The sequence below is a fragment of the Mannheimia granulomatis genome (genome assembly GCF_013377255.1).
In the GTDB taxonomy this organism is placed as follows: domain Bacteria; phylum Pseudomonadota; class Gammaproteobacteria; order Enterobacterales; family Pasteurellaceae; genus Mannheimia; species Mannheimia granulomatis.
The window spans coordinates 2251014-2272678 of sequence record NZ_CP016614.1; the positions used below are offsets into that span (position 1 = coordinate 2251014).

Annotated in this window: 19 protein-coding genes; 8 read left to right on the top strand and 11 right to left on the bottom strand. The window is 41.3% G+C overall.

The annotated features are described in order from the left end of the window. Positions 1 to 54 precede the first annotated feature (54 nt). From mglC to mglB, 3 genes are all read right to left on the bottom strand, one after another. Positions 55 to 1065, bottom strand: coding sequence for a galactose/methyl galactoside ABC transporter permease MglC (mglC, locus tag A6B41_RS10630; RefSeq protein WP_027073897.1), 1011 nt, complete (start codon positions 1063 to 1065; stop codon positions 55 to 57). Positions 1066 to 1077: 12 nt separating this feature from the next. After that, positions 1078 to 2577: a galactose/methyl galactoside ABC transporter ATP-binding protein MglA gene (mglA, locus tag A6B41_RS10635; protein ID WP_027073896.1), complete on the bottom strand. Its 1500-nt coding sequence runs from the start codon at positions 2575 to 2577 to the stop codon at positions 1078 to 1080. A 73-nt stretch (positions 2578 to 2650) separates the two neighbouring features. After that, complete coding sequence (mglB, locus tag A6B41_RS10640) at positions 2651 to 3640, bottom strand: galactose/glucose ABC transporter substrate-binding protein MglB (RefSeq protein WP_027073895.1); 990 nt, start codon at positions 3638 to 3640, stop codon at positions 2651 to 2653. Between the two features lie 341 nt (positions 3641 to 3981). Here mglB and A6B41_RS10645 point away from each other — a divergent pair, with 341 nt between their 5' ends. From A6B41_RS10645 to menH, 6 genes are all read left to right on the top strand, one after another. Further along, a complete protein-coding gene (locus tag A6B41_RS10645) occupies positions 3982 to 4269 on the top strand; it encodes a YfcZ/YiiS family protein (RefSeq protein WP_027073894.1) in 288 nt (95 codons plus the stop codon). A 197-nt stretch (positions 4270 to 4466) separates the two neighbouring features. Further along, positions 4467 to 5474, top strand: a complete 1008-nt coding sequence (locus A6B41_RS10650; protein ID WP_027073893.1) for a TRAP transporter substrate-binding protein — start codon at positions 4467 to 4469, stop codon at positions 5472 to 5474. Between the two features lie 229 nt (positions 5475 to 5703). After that, positions 5704 to 6327 (top strand): TRAP transporter small permease, encoded by a 624-nt coding sequence (locus A6B41_RS10655; RefSeq protein WP_027073892.1) that lies wholly within the window; start codon positions 5704 to 5706, stop codon positions 6325 to 6327. Further along, on the top strand, positions 6327 to 7610 hold the full coding sequence (gene dctM / locus A6B41_RS10660; RefSeq protein ID WP_027073891.1) for a C4-dicarboxylate TRAP transporter large permease protein DctM: 1284 nt from the start codon (positions 6327 to 6329) through the stop codon (positions 7608 to 7610). The genes A6B41_RS10655 and dctM overlap by 1 nt, the downstream gene beginning before the upstream one ends. A 202-nt stretch (positions 7611 to 7812) precedes the next feature. Beyond that, entirely contained in the window at positions 7813 to 9519 is a 1707-nt protein-coding gene (menD, locus tag A6B41_RS10665; RefSeq protein ID WP_027073890.1) for a 2-succinyl-5-enolpyruvyl-6-hydroxy-3-cyclohexene-1-carboxylic-acid synthase, read from the top strand. A 41-nt stretch (positions 9520 to 9560) separates the two neighbouring features. Then, a complete protein-coding gene (gene menH / locus A6B41_RS10670; protein ID WP_027073889.1) occupies positions 9561 to 10328 on the top strand; it encodes a 2-succinyl-6-hydroxy-2,4-cyclohexadiene-1-carboxylate synthase in 768 nt (255 codons plus the stop codon). A 1-nt stretch (position 10329) separates the two neighbouring features. Here menH and A6B41_RS10675 read toward each other — a convergent pair whose 3' ends face one another. Continuing rightward, a complete protein-coding gene (locus A6B41_RS10675; protein ID WP_027073888.1) occupies positions 10330 to 11862 on the bottom strand; it encodes a YifB family Mg chelatase-like AAA ATPase in 1533 nt (510 codons plus the stop codon). Positions 11863 to 12004: 142 nt separating this feature from the next. Next, the gene (locus A6B41_RS10680) at positions 12005 to 12340 is read right to left on the bottom strand and encodes a hypothetical protein (protein ID WP_027073887.1); all 336 of its coding nucleotides are present in this window, start codon (positions 12338 to 12340) and stop codon (positions 12005 to 12007) included. A 105-nt stretch (positions 12341 to 12445) separates the two neighbouring features. Here A6B41_RS10680 and A6B41_RS10685 point away from each other — a divergent pair, with 105 nt between their 5' ends. Both A6B41_RS10685 and A6B41_RS10690 read left to right on the top strand, forming a co-directional pair. Then, complete coding sequence (locus tag A6B41_RS10685) at positions 12446 to 13627, top strand: FAD-dependent oxidoreductase (protein ID WP_027073886.1); 1182 nt, start codon at positions 12446 to 12448, stop codon at positions 13625 to 13627. A gap of 163 nt (positions 13628 to 13790) precedes the next feature. After that, positions 13791 to 15323 (top strand): OmpA family protein, encoded by a 1533-nt coding sequence (locus A6B41_RS10690; RefSeq protein WP_027073885.1) that lies wholly within the window; start codon positions 13791 to 13793, stop codon positions 15321 to 15323. Positions 15324 to 15451: 128 nt separating this feature from the next. Here A6B41_RS10690 and ftsN read toward each other — a convergent pair whose 3' ends face one another. The 6 genes from ftsN to A6B41_RS10720 form a co-directional block, all read right to left on the bottom strand. Then, on the bottom strand, positions 15452 to 16324 hold the full coding sequence (gene ftsN / locus A6B41_RS10695; protein WP_027073884.1) for a cell division protein FtsN: 873 nt from the start codon (positions 16322 to 16324) through the stop codon (positions 15452 to 15454). Positions 16325 to 16462: 138 nt separating this feature from the next. Further along, positions 16463 to 17206 (bottom strand): class I SAM-dependent methyltransferase, encoded by a 744-nt coding sequence (locus A6B41_RS10700; RefSeq protein WP_027073883.1) that lies wholly within the window; start codon positions 17204 to 17206, stop codon positions 16463 to 16465. Beyond that, entirely contained in the window at positions 17203 to 17865 is a 663-nt protein-coding gene (locus A6B41_RS10705; protein ID WP_027073882.1) for a M15 family metallopeptidase, read from the bottom strand. The genes A6B41_RS10700 and A6B41_RS10705 overlap by 4 nt, the downstream gene beginning before the upstream one ends. Positions 17866 to 17930: 65 nt before the next feature. Continuing rightward, positions 17931 to 18770, bottom strand: coding sequence for a BglG family transcription antiterminator LicT (gene licT, locus A6B41_RS10710; protein WP_027073881.1), 840 nt, complete (start codon positions 18768 to 18770; stop codon positions 17931 to 17933). Positions 18771 to 18841: 71 nt separating this feature from the next. Then, positions 18842 to 20311 carry a glycoside hydrolase family 1 protein gene (locus A6B41_RS10715; protein ID WP_027073880.1) on the bottom strand — a complete coding sequence of 490 codons (1470 nt, stop codon included), beginning with the start codon at positions 20309 to 20311 and terminating at the stop codon, positions 18842 to 18844. A gap of 103 nt (positions 20312 to 20414) precedes the next feature. Then, a complete protein-coding gene (locus A6B41_RS10720) occupies positions 20415 to 21614 on the bottom strand; it encodes a prolyl oligopeptidase family serine peptidase (RefSeq protein ID WP_027073879.1) in 1200 nt (399 codons plus the stop codon). Positions 21615 to 21665 lie beyond the last annotated feature (51 nt).

Consider the following 21665-nt stretch of genomic DNA (forward strand, 5'->3'; position numbering starts at 1 on the left):
CCCCTAAAAGCAAAAAGCTAACCCGAAGGTTAGCTTTCTTAGTGTTGTGATTATCTATTTTTTCTTCGCGTATTTAAGCGAGTCAATCGCCACCGCTAAGATGATAATGCTACCTTTGATGATATATTGCCAGTAAGGGTTTACGCCGATATAGGTTAAGCCGTAGTTGATAACGGTGAAGATTAATACCCCTGTTACCACGCCAATGATTGTGCCCACGCCACCGGCAAAGGATACGCCACCTACAACACAGGCTGCGATTGCATCCATTTCGTACATAAAGCCGAGGTTGTTGGTTGCACTGCCGATACGGCCGGCTTCTAACATACCGCCGAAGGCATAAAATACCCCTGAAAGCATGTAAATGAACATTAAATTTAGTGGCACATTGACCCCTGAAACACGAGCGGCTTCCGGGTTACCGCCAATAGCAAACACGTTTTTACCAAAGCGGGTTTTGTTCCATAATGTCCACATAATGAGGGTGGCAATCACCGCATAAATAGTGATGTAAGATAACTTGAACTCACCAAAGCGGAAGAAGCCTTGAGCAAAGCTTGAAAAATCATCACTAAAACCTGCAATTGGTGATGAACCAACCGCATCATAGTAAAGTGAGTTGATACCATAAACGATGATCATCGTTCCCATTGTGGCAATAAACGGCGTTACGTTAAGATAGGCAACTACAATTCCATTAAATAAACCAATCACTGCACCAATCGCACAAACAGTTAAAACCACCACCGGAATTGGAATTTCGCCTAAATTTGGAAAAACTTTATTCATATTTTCCATTGATTGTAACAAAGTGGCCGAAATTACCGCAGCTAACCCTACTTGACGACCGGCAGATAAATCTGTCCCTTGGGTCACAATTAGGCCTGCAACACCGAGGGCGATAATTAAGCGAACCGAAGATTGCGATAAAATATTGCTAAAATTGCGTAAACTTAAGAAACTCGGGTCTTGTACAATAATCACAATTAATAAGATTAATAAGACGAAGTAAATCGCATTTTGTTTAAAAAAATCGAGCGATTTATTTTGTTGTAAAGCGGACATAATTCACTCCTGTTATAAGTATTTTGCTGCGAGTTGCAAGATTTCTTCTTGTGAGGTTTTGGCAGTTTCAACAATACCTGCAACCTTACCATTGCTCATTACTAAAATTCGGTCTGTCACACCCAGTAATTCCGGCATTTCCGATGAAATCATAATGATACCTTTATCTTTATTGGCGAGTTCTAAAATCAGTTGATAAATTTCAAATTTCGCCCCGATATCAATGCCTCGCGTTGGTTCATCAAGCATTAGAATTTCCGGCTGGGTTAATAACCAACGCCCGATAATCACTTTTTGCTGGTTACCGCCGGAAAGTGAGCCGATATGGGTTTGATGTGAGGGGGTCTTTACATTCATTGAATCAATAACCCACTGAGTATCGCTTTTCATTTTTCTAGTGCTAAGCAGGCCAAATTTCCCTAGGTAAGCCTTCATATTTGAAATGAGAGAGTTAAATTCAATGCTTAGATTGGAATAAATACCTGTAGAGCGACGTTCTTCTGTTACCAAGGCGAAGCCGTTGTTAATCGCATCAAATGCGTTACGGTTATTCACTACTTTACCGTGCAGTTTTACCGTACCAGCCGATTTTTCCCGTACACCGAAAATTGTTTCGACGATATCTGTCCGCTTTGCTCCGACCAAGCCGGCAATACCTAAAATTTCTCCTTTCCGTAAGGTAAAATTAATATCTTGAATTGAAGGTTGATTTTTTGCGGTTAAATGCTCAACTTCCAACACCACCTCTTTCGGTGTATTGGTTTTTTCCGGGAAGCGCTGCGTTAGTTCTCGCCCTACCATCATTGAAACCACTTGTTCCATTGAAGTATCTTTGATTGCTACTGTATTTACCCATTTACCGTCACGGAGAATGGTAATTTCATCACAAATTTTGAAAATTTCGTCCATTTTGTGAGAAATATAGATAATGCCACAGCCTCTGTCTTTCAGTTTTTGAATAATTTTAAACAGATGTTCAACTTCTTTCTCGGAAAGAGATGAGGTTGGCTCATCCATAATCACTATCTTGGCATTATAAGAAAAGGCTTTTGCGATTTCGATCATCTGCATTTGCGATACAGATAATTTCGCGACTTTATCACGCGGATCAACATCAATATCTAATTCGTCAAAAATAGCTTTGGTATCACGATACATTTTATCGTGATCCACAAAAGGCCCTTTTAACGGATAACGCCCTAACCATAGGTTATCCATTACTGTCACTTGTTTCACGAGGTTCAACTCTTGGTGAACCATTGAGATCCCGTTTTCAAGCGCCTCTTTTGAGGTTTTAAAATTCACCGGCTTACCGAGGAATAAAATATCGCCTTCATCTTTAGCGTAAATCCCAAACAAACATTTGAGCAAGGTTGATTTACCTGCCCCATTTTCGCCCATCAAGGCGTGTACACTATGAGATTTTACTGTTAAGTTAGCGCGGTCTAAGGCTTTAACCCCCGGGAACGACTTACTAACATTCGTCATTGTGAGTAATACTTCGCCTGCCATACCTCACCCCTGATTACATCGAAAAATCGAAAAAAAGGCACGAGTAGCCATTACCCGTGCCATATAATGCTAATTATTTTAAAAATTCTGCTAAGTTATCTTTATCTACACCAACGTAAGGAATACGTACCACACGGTTTTCCACTTTCCATTGTGTGCCTGCAGCAGCATCTTTACCGTCAGCTAAGTTAGCTGCAAGTTGAACAACCGCTTTACCTTGGTTTACGCCGTCATTTAATACAGTACCGGCTAACTCGCCTTTTTTGATTAATTGAAGGGCTTCAGGTAACGCATCTACACCGAAAATCGGTAATTTTTTACCGTGTGCTTTAGTTGCTTCTAACGCACCTAATGCCATACCGTCATTGTTAGAAATGATTACTTCGATATCTTTCGCTTTACCGCTTGATAACCAAGCATCTACTTTATCTTTTGCTTGAGCCGCATCCCATAAAGCCGCATCCATAAAGATTTGTTCGCTTTCAATGCCTTTTTCTTTTAAGCTTTCAACTACATATTTAGTACGCGCTTCCGCATCTGGATGGCCCGGCTCACCTTTTAATAACGCAAATTGGATTTTACCGTCTTTGTTTAAGTCTAATTCAGGGTGTGCTTTCCACTGTTTTGCGATTAACTCACCTTGAATCATGCCAGACTCTTTAGGCTCTGTACCCACATAGTACGCTTTTGGATAACTACCAATTGCTGCTGCACCTGGGTCTTTATTGAAGAAAACCACAGGTACATCTTCACTCTTCGCCTTTTGGATAATTGTCTTATAAGCCGAAGGATCCACTAAGTTGATCGCTAAGGCTTTAACGCCTTTGGAAAGCAACACATCTACTTGGTCATTTTGAATAGATTGAGCATTTTGCGAGTCATTCATTAACAAATTGACTTTTTGATTTGCGCCCTCTTTTTCGATTTCTTTACGCATTAACGCCATAAAGTTATCGTCATACTTATAGATAGTTACACCAATGCGATTCTCAGCTTGGGCGGTACTGATAGTTGCACCTAATGCGACTGCGATTGCTACTGCACTTAATACTGCTTTCTTCATAGGAGATCACCTCTTGTTTAGTATAGATGTATATTAATTGCTTATCATAAACAACTTAAGACAAAGCATAGCGAATTAAAAAAAAACAATCCGTGATCATCATCACAGAATTAAGATAAAGTGGAGAATTTTTTAATTTAACCTCCTCACTTTGAATATTCGCTCTAGATTAAGCATAACAAGCGGTTAAAAAAACAAGATTTTTTGCAAATATCTCTCATCGGAAAACTCAACGCTTTAAAATTCTATCTAAATCAAATTATCACTACTTCAAGATTGCACCTCAACGCATTTAGTTTTAAAGTAATCGCACTTTTCAATCAATTTACAAGGATTCTTTTATGAAAAACGACAAACCCATTGAATGCAAAGGGTGCAACACCTTTGATGTCGGCTCAATTCTAGACAATAGTGAAACTACTGCTAAGATTCAACGCATCTATGAAAACGAAATCGAAGCCCAAACTGCCCTTGAAAAATTTATCCAAAAAGCTCGAGATATCCAGAGTGAGCCTTGTGAAATCACAAGTGAAATCCGCCCTGTCGCAGAGGGTGTTGAACTCAATGCACATTTCAAATTCAGCTGCCAAGCTGAAGTAGTTATTTTCCAATTAGCTACCCGTTTCTAATATAAAAAGGCTGATTTATGCCAATATTGAATCAGCCTGCTATAATTTCTCATCACTCCCATCTAAGCTGCAAATAAAGTAAAAAAAATGTAAAAATTTTGAGAGGTAGCTCAAATTTTTAGAAATTTCTTATTTACTTTTTTGAAAACTCAGGCAAATTACGAATTGTTATTAACCCCTATTTAATGGAGTGAATTATGTTAAGCAAACATCTTAAAAAAGCTATCGTCGCATTAACTGTGGGTGCGGCACTCTCTTTTTCTTCTCTTACGGCACTGGCAAATAATCCGATCGTGATTAAATTCTCTCACGTGGTGGCGAATGAAACCCCGAAAGGTCAGGGGGCGTTGATGTTCCAAAAATTGGTGGATGAACGTTTGGCGGGCAAAGTGAAAGTGGAAGTGTATCCAAACTCGTCGCTTTACGCAGACGGTAAAGAGATGGAAGCATTACTGCTGAATAACGTGCAAATGCTTGCGCCGTCTTTGGCGAAATTTGATAAATACACCTCGAAAATCCAAATTTTCGATCTGCCGTTCCTGTTTGATGACATCAAAGCGGTTGAGCGTTTTGAGCAAAGTGAGGCGGGTAAATCCTTACTGAAATCTATGGAAGACAAAGGTATTACCGGTCTTGCTTACTGGAACAACGATTTGAAACAACTTTCTGCCAACAAAGAGCTACGTGAGCCGAAAGATGCGCGCGGTTTGAAATTCCGAGTACAAGCGTCCGAAGTGCTAGATGCTCAGTTCAAAGCGATTAAAGCTGTGCCACGTAAAATGGCGTTTGGTGAGATGTATCAAGGCTTACAGACCGGCGTGGTAAACGGTGCGGAGAACCCGTACTCTAACATCTACTCACAAAAAATCCACGAAGTGCAAAAATTCATCACTGAATCGAACCACGGTTTGCTCTCCTATATGGTTATTGTGAACACTGAGTTCTGGAACAAAATTCCGGAAGATGTGCGTGCAGAGCTGAGCAAAATCCTAGATGAAGTCTCAGTGGAAGTGAACAAACAGTCGCACGAATTGAACCAGTCTGACAAGAAGAAAATTGTTGAGTCTGGTGCTTCACAAATCATTGAGCTGACTGCTGAACAACGTGAAAAATGGCGTGAAGCAATGCGTCCGGTGTGGAAGCAGTTTGAAGACGCTATCGGTGCAGATTTAATTAAAGCTGCCGAAGCGGCGAATAAACAGTAATTTCTGCTGTTCTTTTGAGCGAATGCGGTAGCTTTTCGGAGCTGTCGCATTCTTGTTTTTTATTGAAAGTCCCTTCCCCCGTTTACGGGGGAAGGTTAGGATGGGGGGATTGCAACGTAGTTGCAAGCGGTTTAATTCCGCCTTATTTTTGCAAACCGTTGGTTTGCTCCCCCTCTCCCTAGCCCTCCCCCGCAAGCAGGGGAGGGGAAAATCAGTTTCGGAGTACAAAATGGCTGCATTAAAGTGGTTTTGGGAACGCCTTGAAGAGTGTTTTATCTCAATTTTATTGATGGTAATGACGCTGGTGACGTTCTTTTATGTGGTGTTTAACAACCTCTACAATGTCTTTTTTGATTTGGCGGAAGCGGTGCCGTTTACCGCCTCTTTTGCTGAACCACTCGGTGAGTGGATTATGGAAACGGCACAGGAGATGACTTGGAGTGTCGCACTAACTAAAGCCTGCTTTGGTTGGCTAATCTTCTTCGGTGCGTCTTACGGTGTGCGTACCGCAGGGCATATCGGCGTGGATGTGCTGGTAAAACGTTTCTCCCGTTCAGGGCAGAAAGTGATCGGCTTTATTGCGGTCGGGGCTTGCCTTGCTTATGCGGCACTGATTGCCAGTGCCAGTTATGAATGGATTTCGGCAATGTATGTGGCGGATATTGGGGCGGAAGATTTGCACCAATTCCACCTAAAACAGTGGCATATCGGCTTGATTATGCCGGTCGGTTTTGCCTTAATCGGCATTCGTTTTATTGAAATTTTAGTGCGTATTTTGCGTGGTAAACAGGTCGGCTTAGGCTTGGCAGATGAGAGCGAAGATGCGTTGAAACTGGCACAAGGAGAAGAGTAATGACCATTTTAGTATTATTTAGCCTGCTGTTCGTCTTGATGTTCCTTGGCGTGCCGATTGCGATTTCACTTGGTCTTTCAGGCGCAGTTACTATTATGTTTTTCAGCCAAGACTCAGTGAGTTCGTTGGCAATCAAACTGTTTGAAACCTCTGAACACTATACGCTCTTGGCGATTCCGTTCTTCTTGCTTGCCGGAGCATTTATGACCACCGGTGGCGTGGCAAAACGTTTGATCGATTTTGCTAATGCGACTGTCGGCCATATTCGTGGCGGTTTAGCGATTGCGGCGGTACTTTCCTGTATGTTATTTGCTGCCCTTTCCGGCTCAAGCCCGGCAACGGTGGCAGCAGTCGGCTCGATTGCGATTGCCGGAATGGTTCGTTCGGGCTATCCGGTCGGCTTCGGCACAGGGATTATCTGTAACGCAGGGACGCTCGGCATCTTAATTCCGCCGTCTGTGGTCATGGTGGTTTACGCCGCTTCAACTGAAACCTCTGTCGGTAAACTATTTATGGCAGGCGTTGTACCGGGCATTCTGCTTGGTGTGGTGTTAATGGTGGCTATCTACATCGTAGCCCGCATTAAAAACCTGCCGGCACAACCTTGTGCAACGGTGAAAGAGTGGTTCACGGCAGCCCGCAAAGCGATTTGGGGCTTGCTGTTAATGGTGATCATTTTAGGCGGTATTTACAGCGGTATCTTCACCCCAACCGAAGCAGCAGCAGTGGCAGCAGTCTATTCGTGGTTTGTGGCAGTCTTTATCTATAAAGACGTAAAACTGCGTGACTGTCCGAAAGTGTTACTTGAATCAGCGAAACTGAGCGTGATGTTAATGTTCATCATCGCTAATGCAATGCTGTTCGCCCACGTTTTAACGACTGAGCAAATTCCACAGTTAATTACCGCGACAGTCGTGGAATGGAACTTACAGCCGTGGACGTTCCTGATTGTGGTGAATATCGTGTTGTTAATTGCCGGTGCCTTTATGGAACCATCTGCGATTATCTTAATTCTCGCACCAATCCTGTTCCCGATTGCGGTACAACTCGGCATTGATCCGATTCATCTCGGTATCATTATGGTGGTGAATATGGAAATCGGCTTGATTACCCCACCGATTGGCTTGAACCTGTTTGTTGCCTCTGCGGTCTCAAAAATGCCGTTAGCAGATGTAGTGAAAGCCGCAATGCCGTGGTTGATGTTATTGCTGGGCTTCTTGGTATTGATTACCTACATTCCGGCGATTTCGTTGGCATTACCGAATTGGATTGGAATTAATTAATATAGATTAACGCTAATACAAGCGGTTTCTTTTAAGAAATTTTTTACCAATTCTATTAAAACAACCACCCTCTATATTTAAGTTATTTTGGGTGGTTGTTTCATTAAAAACCCAATAATTTTGCTAAAAACTTCCCAAAATAATTTAACTTTTTGCTACAATTCGAGCTATTTATCGAATTTATCAATCAGTAGAGAAGAATATGAATAGAAGTTCTTTTAACCGCACTTGGGCAAAAGTAATTTTAAGTGCCTTAATGCGTTATGGCGTCAAACATTTCTGTATTGCCCCCGGCTCTCGCTCAACCCCTTTAACGCTTGAAGCAGTACAACTTCAACAAACACAATATGCTGAATGTCACACCCACTTCGACGAACGAGGATTAGGCTTTTATGCCCTAGGTATTGCTAAAGCAACCAATAGCCCTGTGGCGATTATCGTTACCTCAGGAACCGCGGTCGCTAATTTATATCCTGCAGTTATTGAGGCAAGCCTTAGTCATCAAAAATTAATTATTCTGTCTGCTGATCGTCCCATGGAATTAATCGGCTGTGGCGTTAACCAAGCCATTTCCCAACAAGGCATTTTTGCCGATTATCCGGTAGCAAGTATCAATTTACCTAAAGCCAACGAGGCTTATAATGCAAGTTGGTTGGTTGCAACGATTGAACAGGCTTGTACTACCCAAACGCAACAGGGTGGTGTATTACATATCAATGTCCCGTTTGAAGAACCGCTGTATGAAGCAGATATTAACGAGATTCTTAATACGCCTTGGTTACGTCCGATTCAAGGTTGGTTAAATAATTCACAAACCAAATGGATTGACCAGCAAAGTATCCAAAGTGAAGTTTCTATGCACGAAAATTGGGATTACTGGCGTACAAAACGAGGGGTCATTATTGTTGGCAAACTACCTCCTGAGCAAGGCACCGGCTTAAAAACTTGGGCGGAGACAATGGGCTGGTGCTTGCTAAGTGACGTGCAATCTTGTATTGAAGCAAGCCTACCTTACGCGGATATTTGGCTTTCAAATGACACAGTCAAACAACGTTTATTACAAGCGGATATTGTTATTCAATTCGGTACACAGATTGTCAGTAAACGAGTCAATGAATTTTTAAAAGCCTTCCAAGGTGAATATTGGGTAGTAGATGAATCACAAAATTACATCAATCCAAATGCTCATCATCAAACACGCTTTATCGCCAAAGCCCACCACTTTTTACGAGTGCATCCGCCGCTTCGTCAAAAACCATGGTTACTTGAGCCATTAGCATTATCACAATTCTGCGCTACTTTTATTGAACAACAAGTAGGCAGCAGCTTAAGTGAGGCTTCACTGGCACACAATATTCAAGATGTGTTGGCAGTAAATGGTAACTTATTTATCGGCAACAGTTTATTTGTTCGTTTGGTTGATGCACTATGTAAACTGCCTGAAGGCTATCCGGTTTACACCAACCGTGGTGCCAGCGGTATTGACGGTTTAATTGCGACCATGGCAGGTGTGGCGAAAGGAAGCGATCGACCAACTGTGGGTGTAGTCGGTGATATTTCCGCTCTACATGATCTTAATTCCATTGCTCTTTTAACTAAGATCACTCAACCGACTATCCTATTTGTGGTAAATAATAGCGGCGGAGCCATGTTTGATATGTTACCTGTTGATAACAAAGCAAAAGACCAATATTATCGACTGGCCCACAATTTTGAGTTTGCACAGGTTGCAACTATGTTTGGCATTGAATATATCCGTCCGTTTACTTGGGCAGATTTAAAAACCAAACTCAAACATGCTTATGCGCGTAAAGGTGTTACCTTAGTTGAAATTAAGGTGAACGAACACGATGGCAGTAATATGTATAAATCGCTGCTAAAACAAATTTCACAGGCAGAAATTGCATAATTATCTATCTAGGGCGTAACTTACGCCCTTATTTTAATACTATGCTCTCATTTCAATGGCACGCAGAATGCGGCACTCCTGTAGTATTTTTACACGGCTTACTCGGCTCTAAACAAGACTGGCAAGCCCTACTTTCGCATTTGCAAAATTTTACTGAAATTCGACCGCTTACTATCGACCTCCCTTTTCACGGCTTAAGCGAACAAATAAATTGCACTGATTTTGCCGAACTACGTACTCAATTGCACACAACGTTTGAAACAGTAATTGGCTCAGAGCCCTTCTATTTAGTTGGCTATTCCTTGGGTGGACGAGCAGCCTTAGATTACATGTTAAACATCGACAATCCAAACTTAGTGGGTGCGATTTTAGAAGGAACAAATATCGGCTTAGACTCTGAAGCTGATAGCCAAATTCGTTGGCAAAATGACTGCAGATGGGCGAACCGTTTTCGCCAAGAACCTATCGAAAACGTGTTACAAGATTGGTATCAACAACCTGTTTTTGCTGATTTAACCGAATCAGACCGAGCGATCTATATTGCTAGCCGAAAGCATAATCAAGGTATACAAATTGCCAATATGCTTGAAGCAACCAGCCTTGCAAAACAGCCAAACTACGCCAAGCAGCTAAACCAAACTAACAAAAATATTGTGTTCTTTGTTGGCGAAAAAGATCAAAAATTCCGCCAAATGGCTGAAACACACCAGCTTCCAACGCAAATTATTTCAAATGTGGGACATAATACACACCGAGCTAACCCACAGGAATTTGTCGAAAAATTGATAGCGTTTATAAATAACCAATAAACTAATTCTCACCTTGCAACCGCTGCAATAATCTATCCATCGCCCGATAACCTAGGGCTTCTGCCAGATGAATTTGCTGAATCTGCTCCTCACCGGCTAAATCAGCAATGGTGCGTGAGACTTTTAAAATTCTATGATAAGCCCGTACCGATAAGCCTAATTTTGTCAGAGCCGATTCTAAAAATAGTGCATCTTGTGAAGATAGCTTGCAATCTCGCTCAATTTCTCGGGTGGTGAGCTGTGAATTAATTTTTCCCGCTCGCTGAAACTGCATTTTTCTTGCTAAAAATACCCGCTTGCGGACCTGTTCTGTGGTTTCACCGCGATTTTCCGAGCCGCTTTGCAAAGCGCCTTGAGGTAATAAGGGTACTTCAATCGAGAGATCGAAGCGGTCTAGAAACGGACCTGAAAGGCGGTTTAAATACCGCATTACCTGCTGTGGAGAAGTTCGATTATGGGTTCCTTGATAATGCCCTGTCGGGCTTGGATTCATCGCTGCAATAAGTTGAAAGCGAGCCGGAAATTGTACCTTAGCATTGGCTCTGGAAATCACAATTTCACCTGCCTCTAGTGGCTGGCGTAGCGCATCAAGCACTTTGCGTTCAAACTCGGGTAATTCATCTAAAAACAGAATGCCATTGTGGGCAAGTGAAATCTCACCCGGTTTGGGGATCGTTCCTCCACCCACTAACGCGACCATTGAAGCACTATGATGGGGAGCTCGAAATGGCCGTTGCTTCCAATTATGAAAATTTAGCTCATTTTGTACCAGACTGGTGACAGAAGCCGTCTCTATCGCTTCTTCATCCGACATTTCCGGTAATAGATCTGCCAAACGACTTGCTAACATTGTCTTGCCTGTTCCCGGAGGTCCAAGAAACAATAAATTATGTTGCCCTGCCGCGGCAATGGTTAAGGCTCTTTTGGCATGTTGTTGCCCAATAATATCGGTTAAGTCTCGATTTACAAGCGGTCTATTTTCCGCAGAATTTTGCGAAATTTGCTGACAAATGGGCAATTTGTCGCGCTTATTTAACATATTTACTACATCCAGCAATGAGCCGGCACAGTAAGTCGTTGCATTTGACACCAGAGATGCCTCATTCGCATTTTGCTTAGCTAAAATCATTTGGCGCTTTACTTTATCAGCAGAAATAACCGCAGGTATAGTACCGTGAACACCTCGCAAATGCCCAGTTAAAGCGAGTTCGCCTAAAAATTCAAGCTGTTTAAGCAAATCTGAATCTATCTGCCCGGAAGCCGCCAAAATACCGATAGCAATCGGCAAATCAAACCTCCCCCCTTCTTTTGGCAAATCAGCAGGCGCAAGGTTAATCGTAATCCTTTGCGGTGGATAGATAAAATTTGCATTGATTAAAGCACTACGAACCCGATCACCGGCTTCTTTAACAGTGGCTTCCGGCAAGCCGACAATAGTTAATCTTGGCTGACCATTACTGATATGCACCTCAATAGTCACAAGAGGGGCTTCTACACCGATAGAAGCACGGCTGTAAACAATGGCTAAAGTCATATAGTTTAAAAAGCAAGAAATAGATAACAGGAGGATAAAAGGAAAGAGAAAATGATGGTAGAAACAATATTTAAATTTTCGATCGAGATCGCAAAAATAATTTTAAAATTGAAAAAGCCGATTAACAATCGGCTTTTTAAGACTATTTCACAATTTCAACCGGACCGTGATCATCGCAATGATCGCCGTGTTGGTGATGCAATCGACCATTTACGATATAGTCAATATGATCACCATGCGGCACTGCCTCATGTCCGCAACCTTCACCATGGATATGGTCACCACAGTCATGAGCATGATTACACGCTACCGGATTTTGCTCATTTACATCTAACACGTGTTCATCATAGTGATCACCATGTTTATGGTGCAAATGACCATCATGCAAATAATCTACATGATCGTTATGCTTAATTGCTGTATGACCACAGCCCTCGCCGTGTTCATGCTCGTGGTTTGCATGTGTTTTACAAGCCATAAAACGCTCCTTCTCGCTAATAAATTCGGATTTATCCTAATCTCAAATTCAATACAATTCAAGCTCTCTCTGTGGTATATTTTACCCTCAACACAGGAGCAAGACATGAAAACTGAATTAGATATGATTGTAATCGGTGGCGGCATGGTAGGGGCTTCCACTGCGTTAGGGCTGGCACAGCAGGGCTTTAACTTAGCTTTGATTGAAAAAAATCCACTCCCAACTTTCATACCCGATTCAGCTTATGACTTACGTATTTCTGCCATCAGTCAAGGCTCCATTCAACTGTTAGAAAAATTAGGCGTCTGGTCACAAATTGCCACACTTAGAAGCTGCCCTTATACCACCTTGGAAACTTGGGAAATTGAAGGCTTTAACACTGCTTTTTCCGCTGCTGAGCTAGGTTTGGAAAAACTAGGGGATATGGTAGAAAATAACCTCATTCAGCTTGCTTTATGGGAACAGCTCAACACATATCCAAACTGTCAACAAGCGGTCGAATTTGAACAAATTTTTGCAAAAAGAGAAGATAATCGTTGGCTTGTGACTGTCGATGATAAAATCTTTTCTGCACCGATTATCATTGCCGCAGACGGAGCAAATTCTAAAGTCCGCCAGTGGGCAGGCATTGGACTCACCAGCTGGCAATATCGTCAACACTGCTTGCTTGCAACTATTACCAGCGAAAAACATTCTCCTTCTACCACTTGGCAACAATTTTTACCTTCCGGTCCGAGAGCTTTCCTACCACTCTCCAATCAAAACGGCTGCATTGTTTGGTATGATTCACCGCAACAAATTAAGTATTTAAACTCTCTTTCACCGGAAAAACTCACGCTTGAAATTCAGAAGCACTTCCCTAACCGCTTAACTAGCGAGCTTGGGCAGATTAAAGTACAGTCCTCAGGCTCATTTCCTCTCACACGCCAACACGCCCAGCATTATGTACAAAATGGCGTAGTATTAGTAGGTGATGCTGCCCACACTATCAATCCACTTGCAGGACAAGGCGTGAATTTAGGGTTTAAGGATGTGAAAACCTTACTCGAAATCTTTGAACAAGCGGTTAAAAAAGGCGAAAATTTTGCAGATGAAGCCGTGTTAAAACGCTACGAAAAAATACGTAAGCCAGATAATCTGTTGATGCAAACAGGGATGGATCTCTTTTATAAAGCATTCAAAACCGAGCTTCTGCCGCTTAAAATGGCCCGCAATTTAGGCTTAGTATTAGCCGAAAAAATCACGCCGATCAAAAAGCTAGCCTTGAAATATGCTATCGGAATTTAGTTCCCAAATTTTATCTTTTTTACATTAGAGCCTGATATGTAAAGGTTTTAAAAGTGTGGGGACTCGTTGCTTAAAAGGAAAAAATTAAAGGTATAATCGCCACGCAGAGTTTAGCGAAGTTATCTGCATACTTTCCCTTTTAACTCCTAACAAGGAAAACAAAATGAATTTCGATTTAAATCAATTACTACAAGGCCCTGTACGTGATTTAGTCCTTAACCAAGTTACTAAACAACTTGGCGTAACAAATGGAGATGGTGGCAGCCTATTAAATAGAGGTTTAGCCATAATATTAGGTGGTATGACACAAAAAGCAAGCAGTACCGAAGGCATCGGTGGCTTATTTGACTTAATCCAAAACACCAATATTCGAACTAATCCGTTAGATATGCTAACAGGTGAAGCAGATATCAACGCAGGCAACTTATTAGAGCTAGGGAAAAGTATTTTACCGAACCTATTTGGCGAACGTACCGATACTGTTGCTAATCACCTTGCAAATAGCACAAATACTTCTCCGGTGGCTGCAAAAGGCATCTTAGGCATGCTATTACCATTTGTATTTTCTTTCTTTAAAGGAAAAATCGCAAACGGTCTAGGTTTAAGTGGTTTCGCAAACTTATTAACTGAACAAACCAGAGCTCTTTCTCCGTACCTAGATAGCAGTGCATTAGGTGCTTTGGGTTTTGCAAATAAATCATTTGATAATGTATTAAGCCATGTTACCAAATTCGGAACCACGGCAGCAGCAACCGGCGCAGCCGTTAAACATACAGTTTCCGGAAGTACAGAACAAGCCGCGAAATCCTCTACCAATTTAAGCAAATGGTTAATCGGTGGTGGTGTACTTTTAGCAGCATTATTTGGGATTAAAAGCTGCACAGAAAAAGCCAATACGACTTCAACCGCCACACCGGCAGCTCAAACTGCTACTGCAACAGCGGGCGAATCAAACCAAGTGTCGGAAGGTTTAGGCAATTTAGCGTGGTTAAAAACCGATAAAGATTTAACTGTCTCAGGTACAGTGCAAAATGAAAGCATCAAAACAAATATCTTAGATGCATTCAAAGGATTAGCCGCTGGTTTACCTTTAGTGGATAAATTAGTAGTTGATGCTAAAGCTGATCAATTTAGCTTTACTGATTTTGCCGGCTTAGCAAGCTTATTTAAAGATTTCCCAAGTGTAAACGGTGCTTTTGCGGATAAAGTATTTAACTTAATCGGTGAAGTATCAAGCGTGGATGCTAAAACAAGCTTAGTAGAAAAAGCAAAAGCATTATTGGGTAGCGTATTTACCGTTAATGCAGATAAAGTTGCAGTAGCAGTAGCAGAACCGGAGGCAGAAGTGATTTCAGATATGTCTTTATCTAAATTAGATTTAGACATTAGCTTTGCAACGGGTTCATCAGAAATTAAACCGCGTTACTTCCGCCGCTTAAATGCATTAGCACAGTACATTATTGAAAACAAACGCACAGGCGAAGTTGCAGGCTATACCGATAATGTAGGTGATGCAGCAGCTAACCAAAAATTATCGGAACAACGTGCAAATGCATTACGTGATTACTTAATCAAACAAGGCGTTCCTGCAGAAGCATTAATCGCTGTAGGTTACGGTCAAGAAAATCCTATTGCAGATAATAGTACTGAGGAAGGCCGTACTAAAAACCGCCGTATTGAATTTAACGTACGTTAATTGTTAATTAGCAATGCGATAAACAACAAAGCGAGATAAAATAATATTTATCTCGCTTTATTTTTTGGATCAGCGTATCCGGTACCTAAAAATAAAGGAGGGTCAATTATATTAACCCTCCCCTTATCTTACATTGCGACAATCACACACTCTGCTACGCTTCGCGCGTTAGATTGTGCTCTTGATGTTGCAGCTCTATCACCCACAGGTCCTACAAAAACACGGTTCCAGTCTGCACTAGTTGCAATTCTCGCATGAAATCCTGCCATAGCAAGTCGTGCTTGCATATTTTCAGCTTGAGCCTTATTTTTAAAAGCACCGCATTGTAACCCAAATTTACCTGCCTGATTTGCCGCCTTGTCCGCCGGAGTTGCTACAGCAGCGACAATTTTAGCCGGTTGCTGCTTCGCTTTTTCTTCTACTAACTTAGCTTGCTCTGCCTTCTTAGCATCTTGCTGTTTTTTCAATTCGGCTTGCTTGCGTTTTTCTTCTGCTTGTTTTTGAGCCAGTAATTCTTGCTCCGCCTTTTTCGCAGCTAACTCCTCTTCAGTTAATGCTTCTGTAGTCGGCATTGTTTCTGTGCCGTTTGTCGCATTGGTTGAAGCTGCTTCAGTCGTTTGAGCCTGTTGTGCTAAACGAGCCTCTTCCTGCTGGCGTCTTTCTTCAATTTGTTGCTTTTGCTGAGCCGTTAATTGAGCCAAACGCTCTTGTGAAGTTTGGCTATTATCCGTAATCACCGTTCTGGTTTCTAAATCACGAATATAAGTCCAAGTTTCTTCCGGACGGCTCGGCAACTCGCTTTTCGATTGCTGAGTGTTCGGTTGAGTTGTCGTAGCCGGCAACGTAGGCGTTGGTGCATTTGCTTTTAAGAACCATAAGCCGATGCCACATAATAAAATCAAGCCGATAATCAGCATTAAGATTTTTTTCACATTACTCTCTTTTTTTGTTTTTTTGCTCTTTTTCTCATTTGAACGAGCAATATAATCACGTTGTGGCACAATAACCGCCTTCCATAAATTAAAAAATAAACTAATTTGCAAATTTTACTGTAAAAATAACCGCTTGCCTATCTTCTCTATTACTTTAACCTTTAAAGTTTTGTAAAAATCAACCAAAAAGATCCAAATTATTCGCTTTTATATATGAGAAAGATAAACATCAAAGCGATGATTTTTCGTTGTGTGTGAGAAATCCGGCTTTTGCTCCGCCAAAAATGGGGCATAATCCGGACGTTTTACCACCACTCGTTTTTTTGCCAATGCTTTTGCCGGTAAGAAAAAATCATCAGAATCTAAATCTGCTCCGACTAAATGCTGGAACACCCTCATCTCTTTTTTCACCAAAGCACTTTTTTGTTTATGAGGATACATCGGATCCAAATAAACAACATCTGCGGTTTGAATCTTCAGATCAAGCTGCGAAATGTTGCGAACATCAGCCAAAATCATACGTTCTTGCATAAAACTGCCAATCTCCGCATCTTGGTAGGCTCGGTTTAAACCATCTTCCAATAATGCTGCAACCACCGGATTTCGCTCCACCAATAATACTTTACAGCCCACAGCCGCCAACACAAAAGCATCTCTTCCTAAACCTGCCGTTGCATCGATCACAGTTGGCAGATAATCTCCTTTAATACCAACAGCCTTAGCAACCGCTTCACCTCTCCCTCCACCAAATTTACGGCGGTGAGCCATTGTGCCATCAACAAAATTGACTGCAATCGCCCCTAATTTTGGCTCATCTAACTTACGTAATTCCAGACGCTCCTCTGTTAGGACTAAGGCCAGAGGGCTGTCAGCTTGATGAACAAGTTGCCATTTATCACAAATTTGCTGGAATTTGTCTTGATTATCCGTTTCGTTAATTAATTGGATCATTTTAATAACTCATCAAAATTGGCAAGCAAACATTCTTTTCCTGCTACATCCTCATCTTGCCACGCTCCTTTAAGGATTTCATCGGTAAATAACCTTTCATATTCTGCGGAAATCGGGCGATAGCTAATATGCCACGGTTCAAAGCCCACCCGTGTGTGTGCGCCGTCAAATGGGAAATAAAAGCCGAATCTTGCCGCATTGGCGTGTAACCACTTGGTCAATTCAGCAAAATAACCGCCCTCCAAATATTCCCATGGCTCAAGCAACAACGGGGTATTTTCCGGCAATAAATCCGGGTCAAAAATATCAATTTCTGTTCCCCAGTGATGACGGCTCGCCCCTGGCACCGCCGACCAACGCAACATTGCTTGGCATTTTTCGAAGTCTGACAGTTGGCTCATATCAATCGCAGTGCCATTATCATCGTGAACTTTACGTTCGCCGTTGAATTTCATATTCCAAATTAATTTTTGCCGTTCGAAATCTCGAAAGGTGCTGGCTGGCTGAAGATTAAAACCTGCCTCTTTTGCCCCTTGTTGCAATGCCAAAAATGCTTCAACTACTTCAGGCTGAAGGAAATGTTTATCCGAAAGCAGATTTGGCAAAGCCACTAAATGTTCACGGGTTTTGCCCGTTAAGATATTTGCAATTTTTTCCACAAAAATGACCGCTTGTATTAAAAAATAAGACAGATTATAAACTAAATTTAGCGGATTTTCGCCGACTACTGGTGAGATACAACCCGCTGAATATGGATCATCAAATAAAGTTGTTCATCTTCATTTAATGATTTTTGATAAGATGAGGTTAAATATTTATTGATTTTTTCCACACATTGATAGGCTTTGGGATAGGCAATTTTGGTTTGTTGATAGAGAAAATCATCGCCTAATGCCGGTTCGGAATTAATAAAAAAGCGTTGGGCAAAATGCTGTAAATGGGTTAAAAAACGAGCGTAATCATAACTTTGCTCATCTAATTTCAAATTAAAGTGGTAAGCCACCATATTCAAAATATCTTTAATCATTTGAGTGGCTCGGTAAGTATCATTCATTGTTGAGCCATCAGTACGGGCATTAAAAATATGCAACGTAATAAAGCCCGCCTCATCTTCGCTCATTTTAACATTGAACGTTTTTTCAATTAATTCCACTGTATATAAACCAATCGCAAATTCCTGTTTATATAAACGCCGAATCTCAAATAACAGCCCATTAGGGATTGATTGGTTTTGTTTGGCTCGCTCAACAGCATGAAAAATATGATCGGGTAAACTGACAAAAATACTGTTGGATAATGTTGTCCCTAACTGTTGATTGGCATAATTCACCACTCGATTGACGAGCTGAAAATACTCTTGCGGAATTTCACTTAAAATTTCAGTTAATCGGGTAGCAAACAGGCTTTTGTTTAAACTAAAGGTTTTTTCTATTGCACTTTCATCTGCTATATCGCCCACTTTCTTACCAAATGCAATGCCTTTGCCAAGCACGACAAGCTCCATCTGAAACTCGTTTTCAGCTTGAATCGCATTATTATTGAAGATCTTGGTAATTTTTAGCATAGTATTCCCTATACAAGCGGTCGAAATTCGCAAAAATTTTACGAAAAACAACCGCTTGTGTCGATGAAGAATTAAGACAGATCAGCTCCGTTACTGGCAATCACTTTTTTGTACCAGAAGAATGAGTCTTTACGGATACGTTCACGAGAACCCTTACCATCGTCATCAATGTCCACGAAAATAAAGCCATAACGTTTTGACATTTCAGAAGTAGACATACTTACCAAGTCAATCGGCCCCCATTCCAAATAGCCAAGTAGCTCCACTCCATCGGTAATGGCCTCCTGCATTTGTTCAATATGAGCTTTGAGGTAGTCAATGCGGTAGCTGTCGTGGATTTTGCCGTTTTCAACTTTGTCGTAAGCACCTAAACCGTTTTCGACAATGAATAATGGTTTTTGATAGCGGTCGTACATTTCATTTAGGGTTAAACGTAAGCCGATAGGGTCAATTTGCCAGCCCCAGTCGGAAGCGTTCAGATATGGATTTTTTACTCCCTCAATTAAATTACCACCTACTTTTTCGGCTTTATCATTGTGTTGGGTCACACAAACCGACATATAGTAGCTAAATGAGATAAAATCGACCGGATACTGTTTCAAAATCGCATCATCTCCTGCCTCTTTTTGGATATGCACGTTATTTTCTGCCCAATGACGTAACATATATTTCGGATATTCGCCACGAGCGTGAACATCAGTATAGAACAGATTTTGCTGATTTCCCCATTGGGCTTTGCGTTGATCAACAGGATCTGCGGTCAAGGCATAATGCAACATACGGGCGAGCATACACCCCATTTTGCCGTCAGGGATAATATCGTGCAGTGCTTTTGTGGCTAAACTGCTGGCAATAAATTGATGATGTAACGCTTGATATTTAGCATTTTCTTGTTCACTTTCAGGCACACGATCTAGCACGACACCTGCACCGGTATATGGGCTGTGCATTGTAACCATATTAATTTCATTGAAAGTGAGCCAATATTTCACTTTATCTTTATAACGTTTAAATACCGTTTCAGCATAACGCACGAAGTGTCCAACCGTTTCACGGGCTAAGAAACCATTATATTTTTGGACTAAACCGAGTGGGATTTCATAATGGCAAAGCGTTACCATTGGTTGAATGCCGTGTTTAAGTAGTTCATCAAACACACGATCATAAAATGCTAATCCCTCTTCATTTGGTTGTTCATCATAGCCGTTCGGGAAAATTCTCGCCCAATGCAAAGAGATGCGAAACATTTTAAAGCCCATTTCTGCAAGTAAAGCAATATCTTCTTTATAGGTATGATAGAAATCAATCCCCTCTCTTTTCGGAAAACGTGCTTGGAATTTTCCGGATAAAATGTCATCAATCCGCTTAGAAGAAACTTCAATTGAGGCACTATGCGCCCCTCGTTCCGCTTTCGGCACATAGGCGACCATATCAGCACTTGATAGCCCCTTACCACCTAAATCAAAACCGCCCTCAATTTGGTTGGCTGCTGTTGCACCGCCCCAAAGGAAATCTGCCGGAAATGGTTTTAAATAACTCATAATTTGCTCCTATTGGTAAAATTTTATACTAATTTGACCGCTTGTCGGTCAGTTTAAATTAAAATGCTTAAATGTGTTATGTAGTTCAACTACACGGTTTTATTTACTCCTGATTCAAACGCTGTTTAGCCGCCCACTCAAATAAAGACTCTCCTTGTGGATTTTTAGGCATATTGCGTAAGCTATAAATCCAAGACCAGTGCCCGTTATATTCGGTTCGACCTATTTTAACTTCCGGATAGACAGTTAAAATAGCTCCGTAATCACGCAAAGCCTGAAATACCCGTTTTGATGTTTTTGTATAAGCAATCGTTGGATCATTTACCGAATGGACTAGCCAAAATGGTTTATCTTTAATTGAAAGCAATTCGGCTTCCGTTGTGTGAATATCACTTACTGCTGCCGCTCTGTCTAATGCCGGTGCAGAAACACTTACTGCGGCAAAAAGTTGTGGATATTCAATTAACATTCGAGTTGCCATATAACCGCCGGCGGAAGCCCCAAACAAATAAATGCGATTCCGATCAATCTGATTCTGTGTGGCAATCTCTTCTATCAGTTCTTTAACTTGAACAAGATAGCCATTTTTATAATTGTTATACCAAGTATCAGGGACTTGTGGCACAACCACATAAGCTCCACCAAAAATTCTCTGTGTTTCCGGTGTGGTAAATGCTACGCCTACACGGTTAGCTAAAATGGGTGAAAGGTTATTTTGATATTCCTTCACACCACCTTCACCATTGCCGTGCAGCCATACAATAAGTGGTCTTGGCTTGTTGATATTTTGAGGACTAAAAAACTGATAATTTAAGCCATTGTGAGCTGTTTTGGCGGTAAAGTTAGCCGCTTCAGCATCTTGAATACCCTCATTCTGTTGGAAAGTGGTATTTTTCGGGAACACACTTTCTGTATTTAGCTGTACTTCATAGTCCAATTTTTGTAACACATTGCGAGAAATATCTCCCCCGACATAAGCCAGAGTATTGCCATTGGTAAGATCCGCAAACACTAATTCAATATTTCCATTTTTATTGATAAACGCTTTTTTGATTGCACGTTCTCCAGCAATTTGTCCAAAAACTTTATTCTCTTTTGGATCTATCGGTAGGCTACCTTTTACAAAAACATTAAAACTGCTTTTATCTAACTTTTGCCGATCAATCTTTAAATTATGTGTTTCTAACTCCAATGCCGTAATTTTTTGCCCATCATCAAAGATTTCGGCTTTCAAGTTGAAATGTACGGTTTGAGCGGAAACGACAGAACTAACCAGCAAGGAAAGTAACGCATATTTTTTCATCTTCCATTTTCCTTTATTCAAGCGATCAAATTTTGATGATTTTTTGCAAAA

Bases quoted from the DNA above. Each gene is read 5' to 3' on its own strand.
- mglC (WP_027073897.1), bottom strand. From the start codon at position 1,065: ATGTCCGCTTTACAACAAAATAAATCGCTCGATTTTTTTAAACAAAAT.
- A6B41_RS10655 (WP_027073892.1), top strand. From the start codon at position 5,704: ATGGCTGCATTAAAGTGGTTTTGGGAACGCCTTGAAGAGTGTTTTATC.
- licT (WP_027073881.1), bottom strand. From the start codon at position 18,770: ATGCTAAAAATTACCAAGATCTTCAATAATAATGCGATTCAAGCTGAA.
- A6B41_RS10720 (WP_027073879.1), bottom strand. From the start codon at position 21,614: ATGAAAAAATATGCGTTACTTTCCTTGCTGGTTAGTTCTGTCGTTTCC.
- A6B41_RS10675 (WP_027073888.1), bottom strand. From the start codon at position 11,862: ATGACTTTAGCCATTGTTTACAGCCGTGCTTCTATCGGTGTAGAAGCC.
- mglB (WP_027073895.1), bottom strand. From the start codon at position 3,640: ATGAAGAAAGCAGTATTAAGTGCAGTAGCAATCGCAGTCGCATTAGGT.
- A6B41_RS10650 (WP_027073893.1), top strand. From the start codon at position 4,467: ATGTTAAGCAAACATCTTAAAAAAGCTATCGTCGCATTAACTGTGGGT.
- A6B41_RS10685 (WP_027073886.1), top strand. From the start codon at position 12,446: ATGAAAACTGAATTAGATATGATTGTAATCGGTGGCGGCATGGTAGGG.
- A6B41_RS10700 (WP_027073883.1), bottom strand. From the start codon at position 17,206: ATGATCCAATTAATTAACGAAACGGATAATCAAGACAAATTCCAGCAA.
- menH (WP_027073889.1), top strand. From the start codon at position 9,561: ATGCTCTCATTTCAATGGCACGCAGAATGCGGCACTCCTGTAGTATTT.
- A6B41_RS10690 (WP_027073885.1), top strand. From the start codon at position 13,791: ATGAATTTCGATTTAAATCAATTACTACAAGGCCCTGTACGTGATTTA.
- A6B41_RS10680 (WP_027073887.1), bottom strand. From the start codon at position 12,340: ATGGCTTGTAAAACACATGCAAACCACGAGCATGAACACGGCGAGGGC.
- A6B41_RS10715 (WP_027073880.1), bottom strand. From the start codon at position 20,311: ATGAGTTATTTAAAACCATTTCCGGCAGATTTCCTTTGGGGCGGTGCA.
- menD (WP_027073890.1), top strand. From the start codon at position 7,813: ATGAATAGAAGTTCTTTTAACCGCACTTGGGCAAAAGTAATTTTAAGT.
- mglA (WP_027073896.1), bottom strand. From the start codon at position 2,577: ATGGCAGGCGAAGTATTACTCACAATGACGAATGTTAGTAAGTCGTTC.
- dctM (WP_027073891.1), top strand. From the start codon at position 6,327: ATGACCATTTTAGTATTATTTAGCCTGCTGTTCGTCTTGATGTTCCTT.
- A6B41_RS10645 (WP_027073894.1), top strand. From the start codon at position 3,982: ATGAAAAACGACAAACCCATTGAATGCAAAGGGTGCAACACCTTTGAT.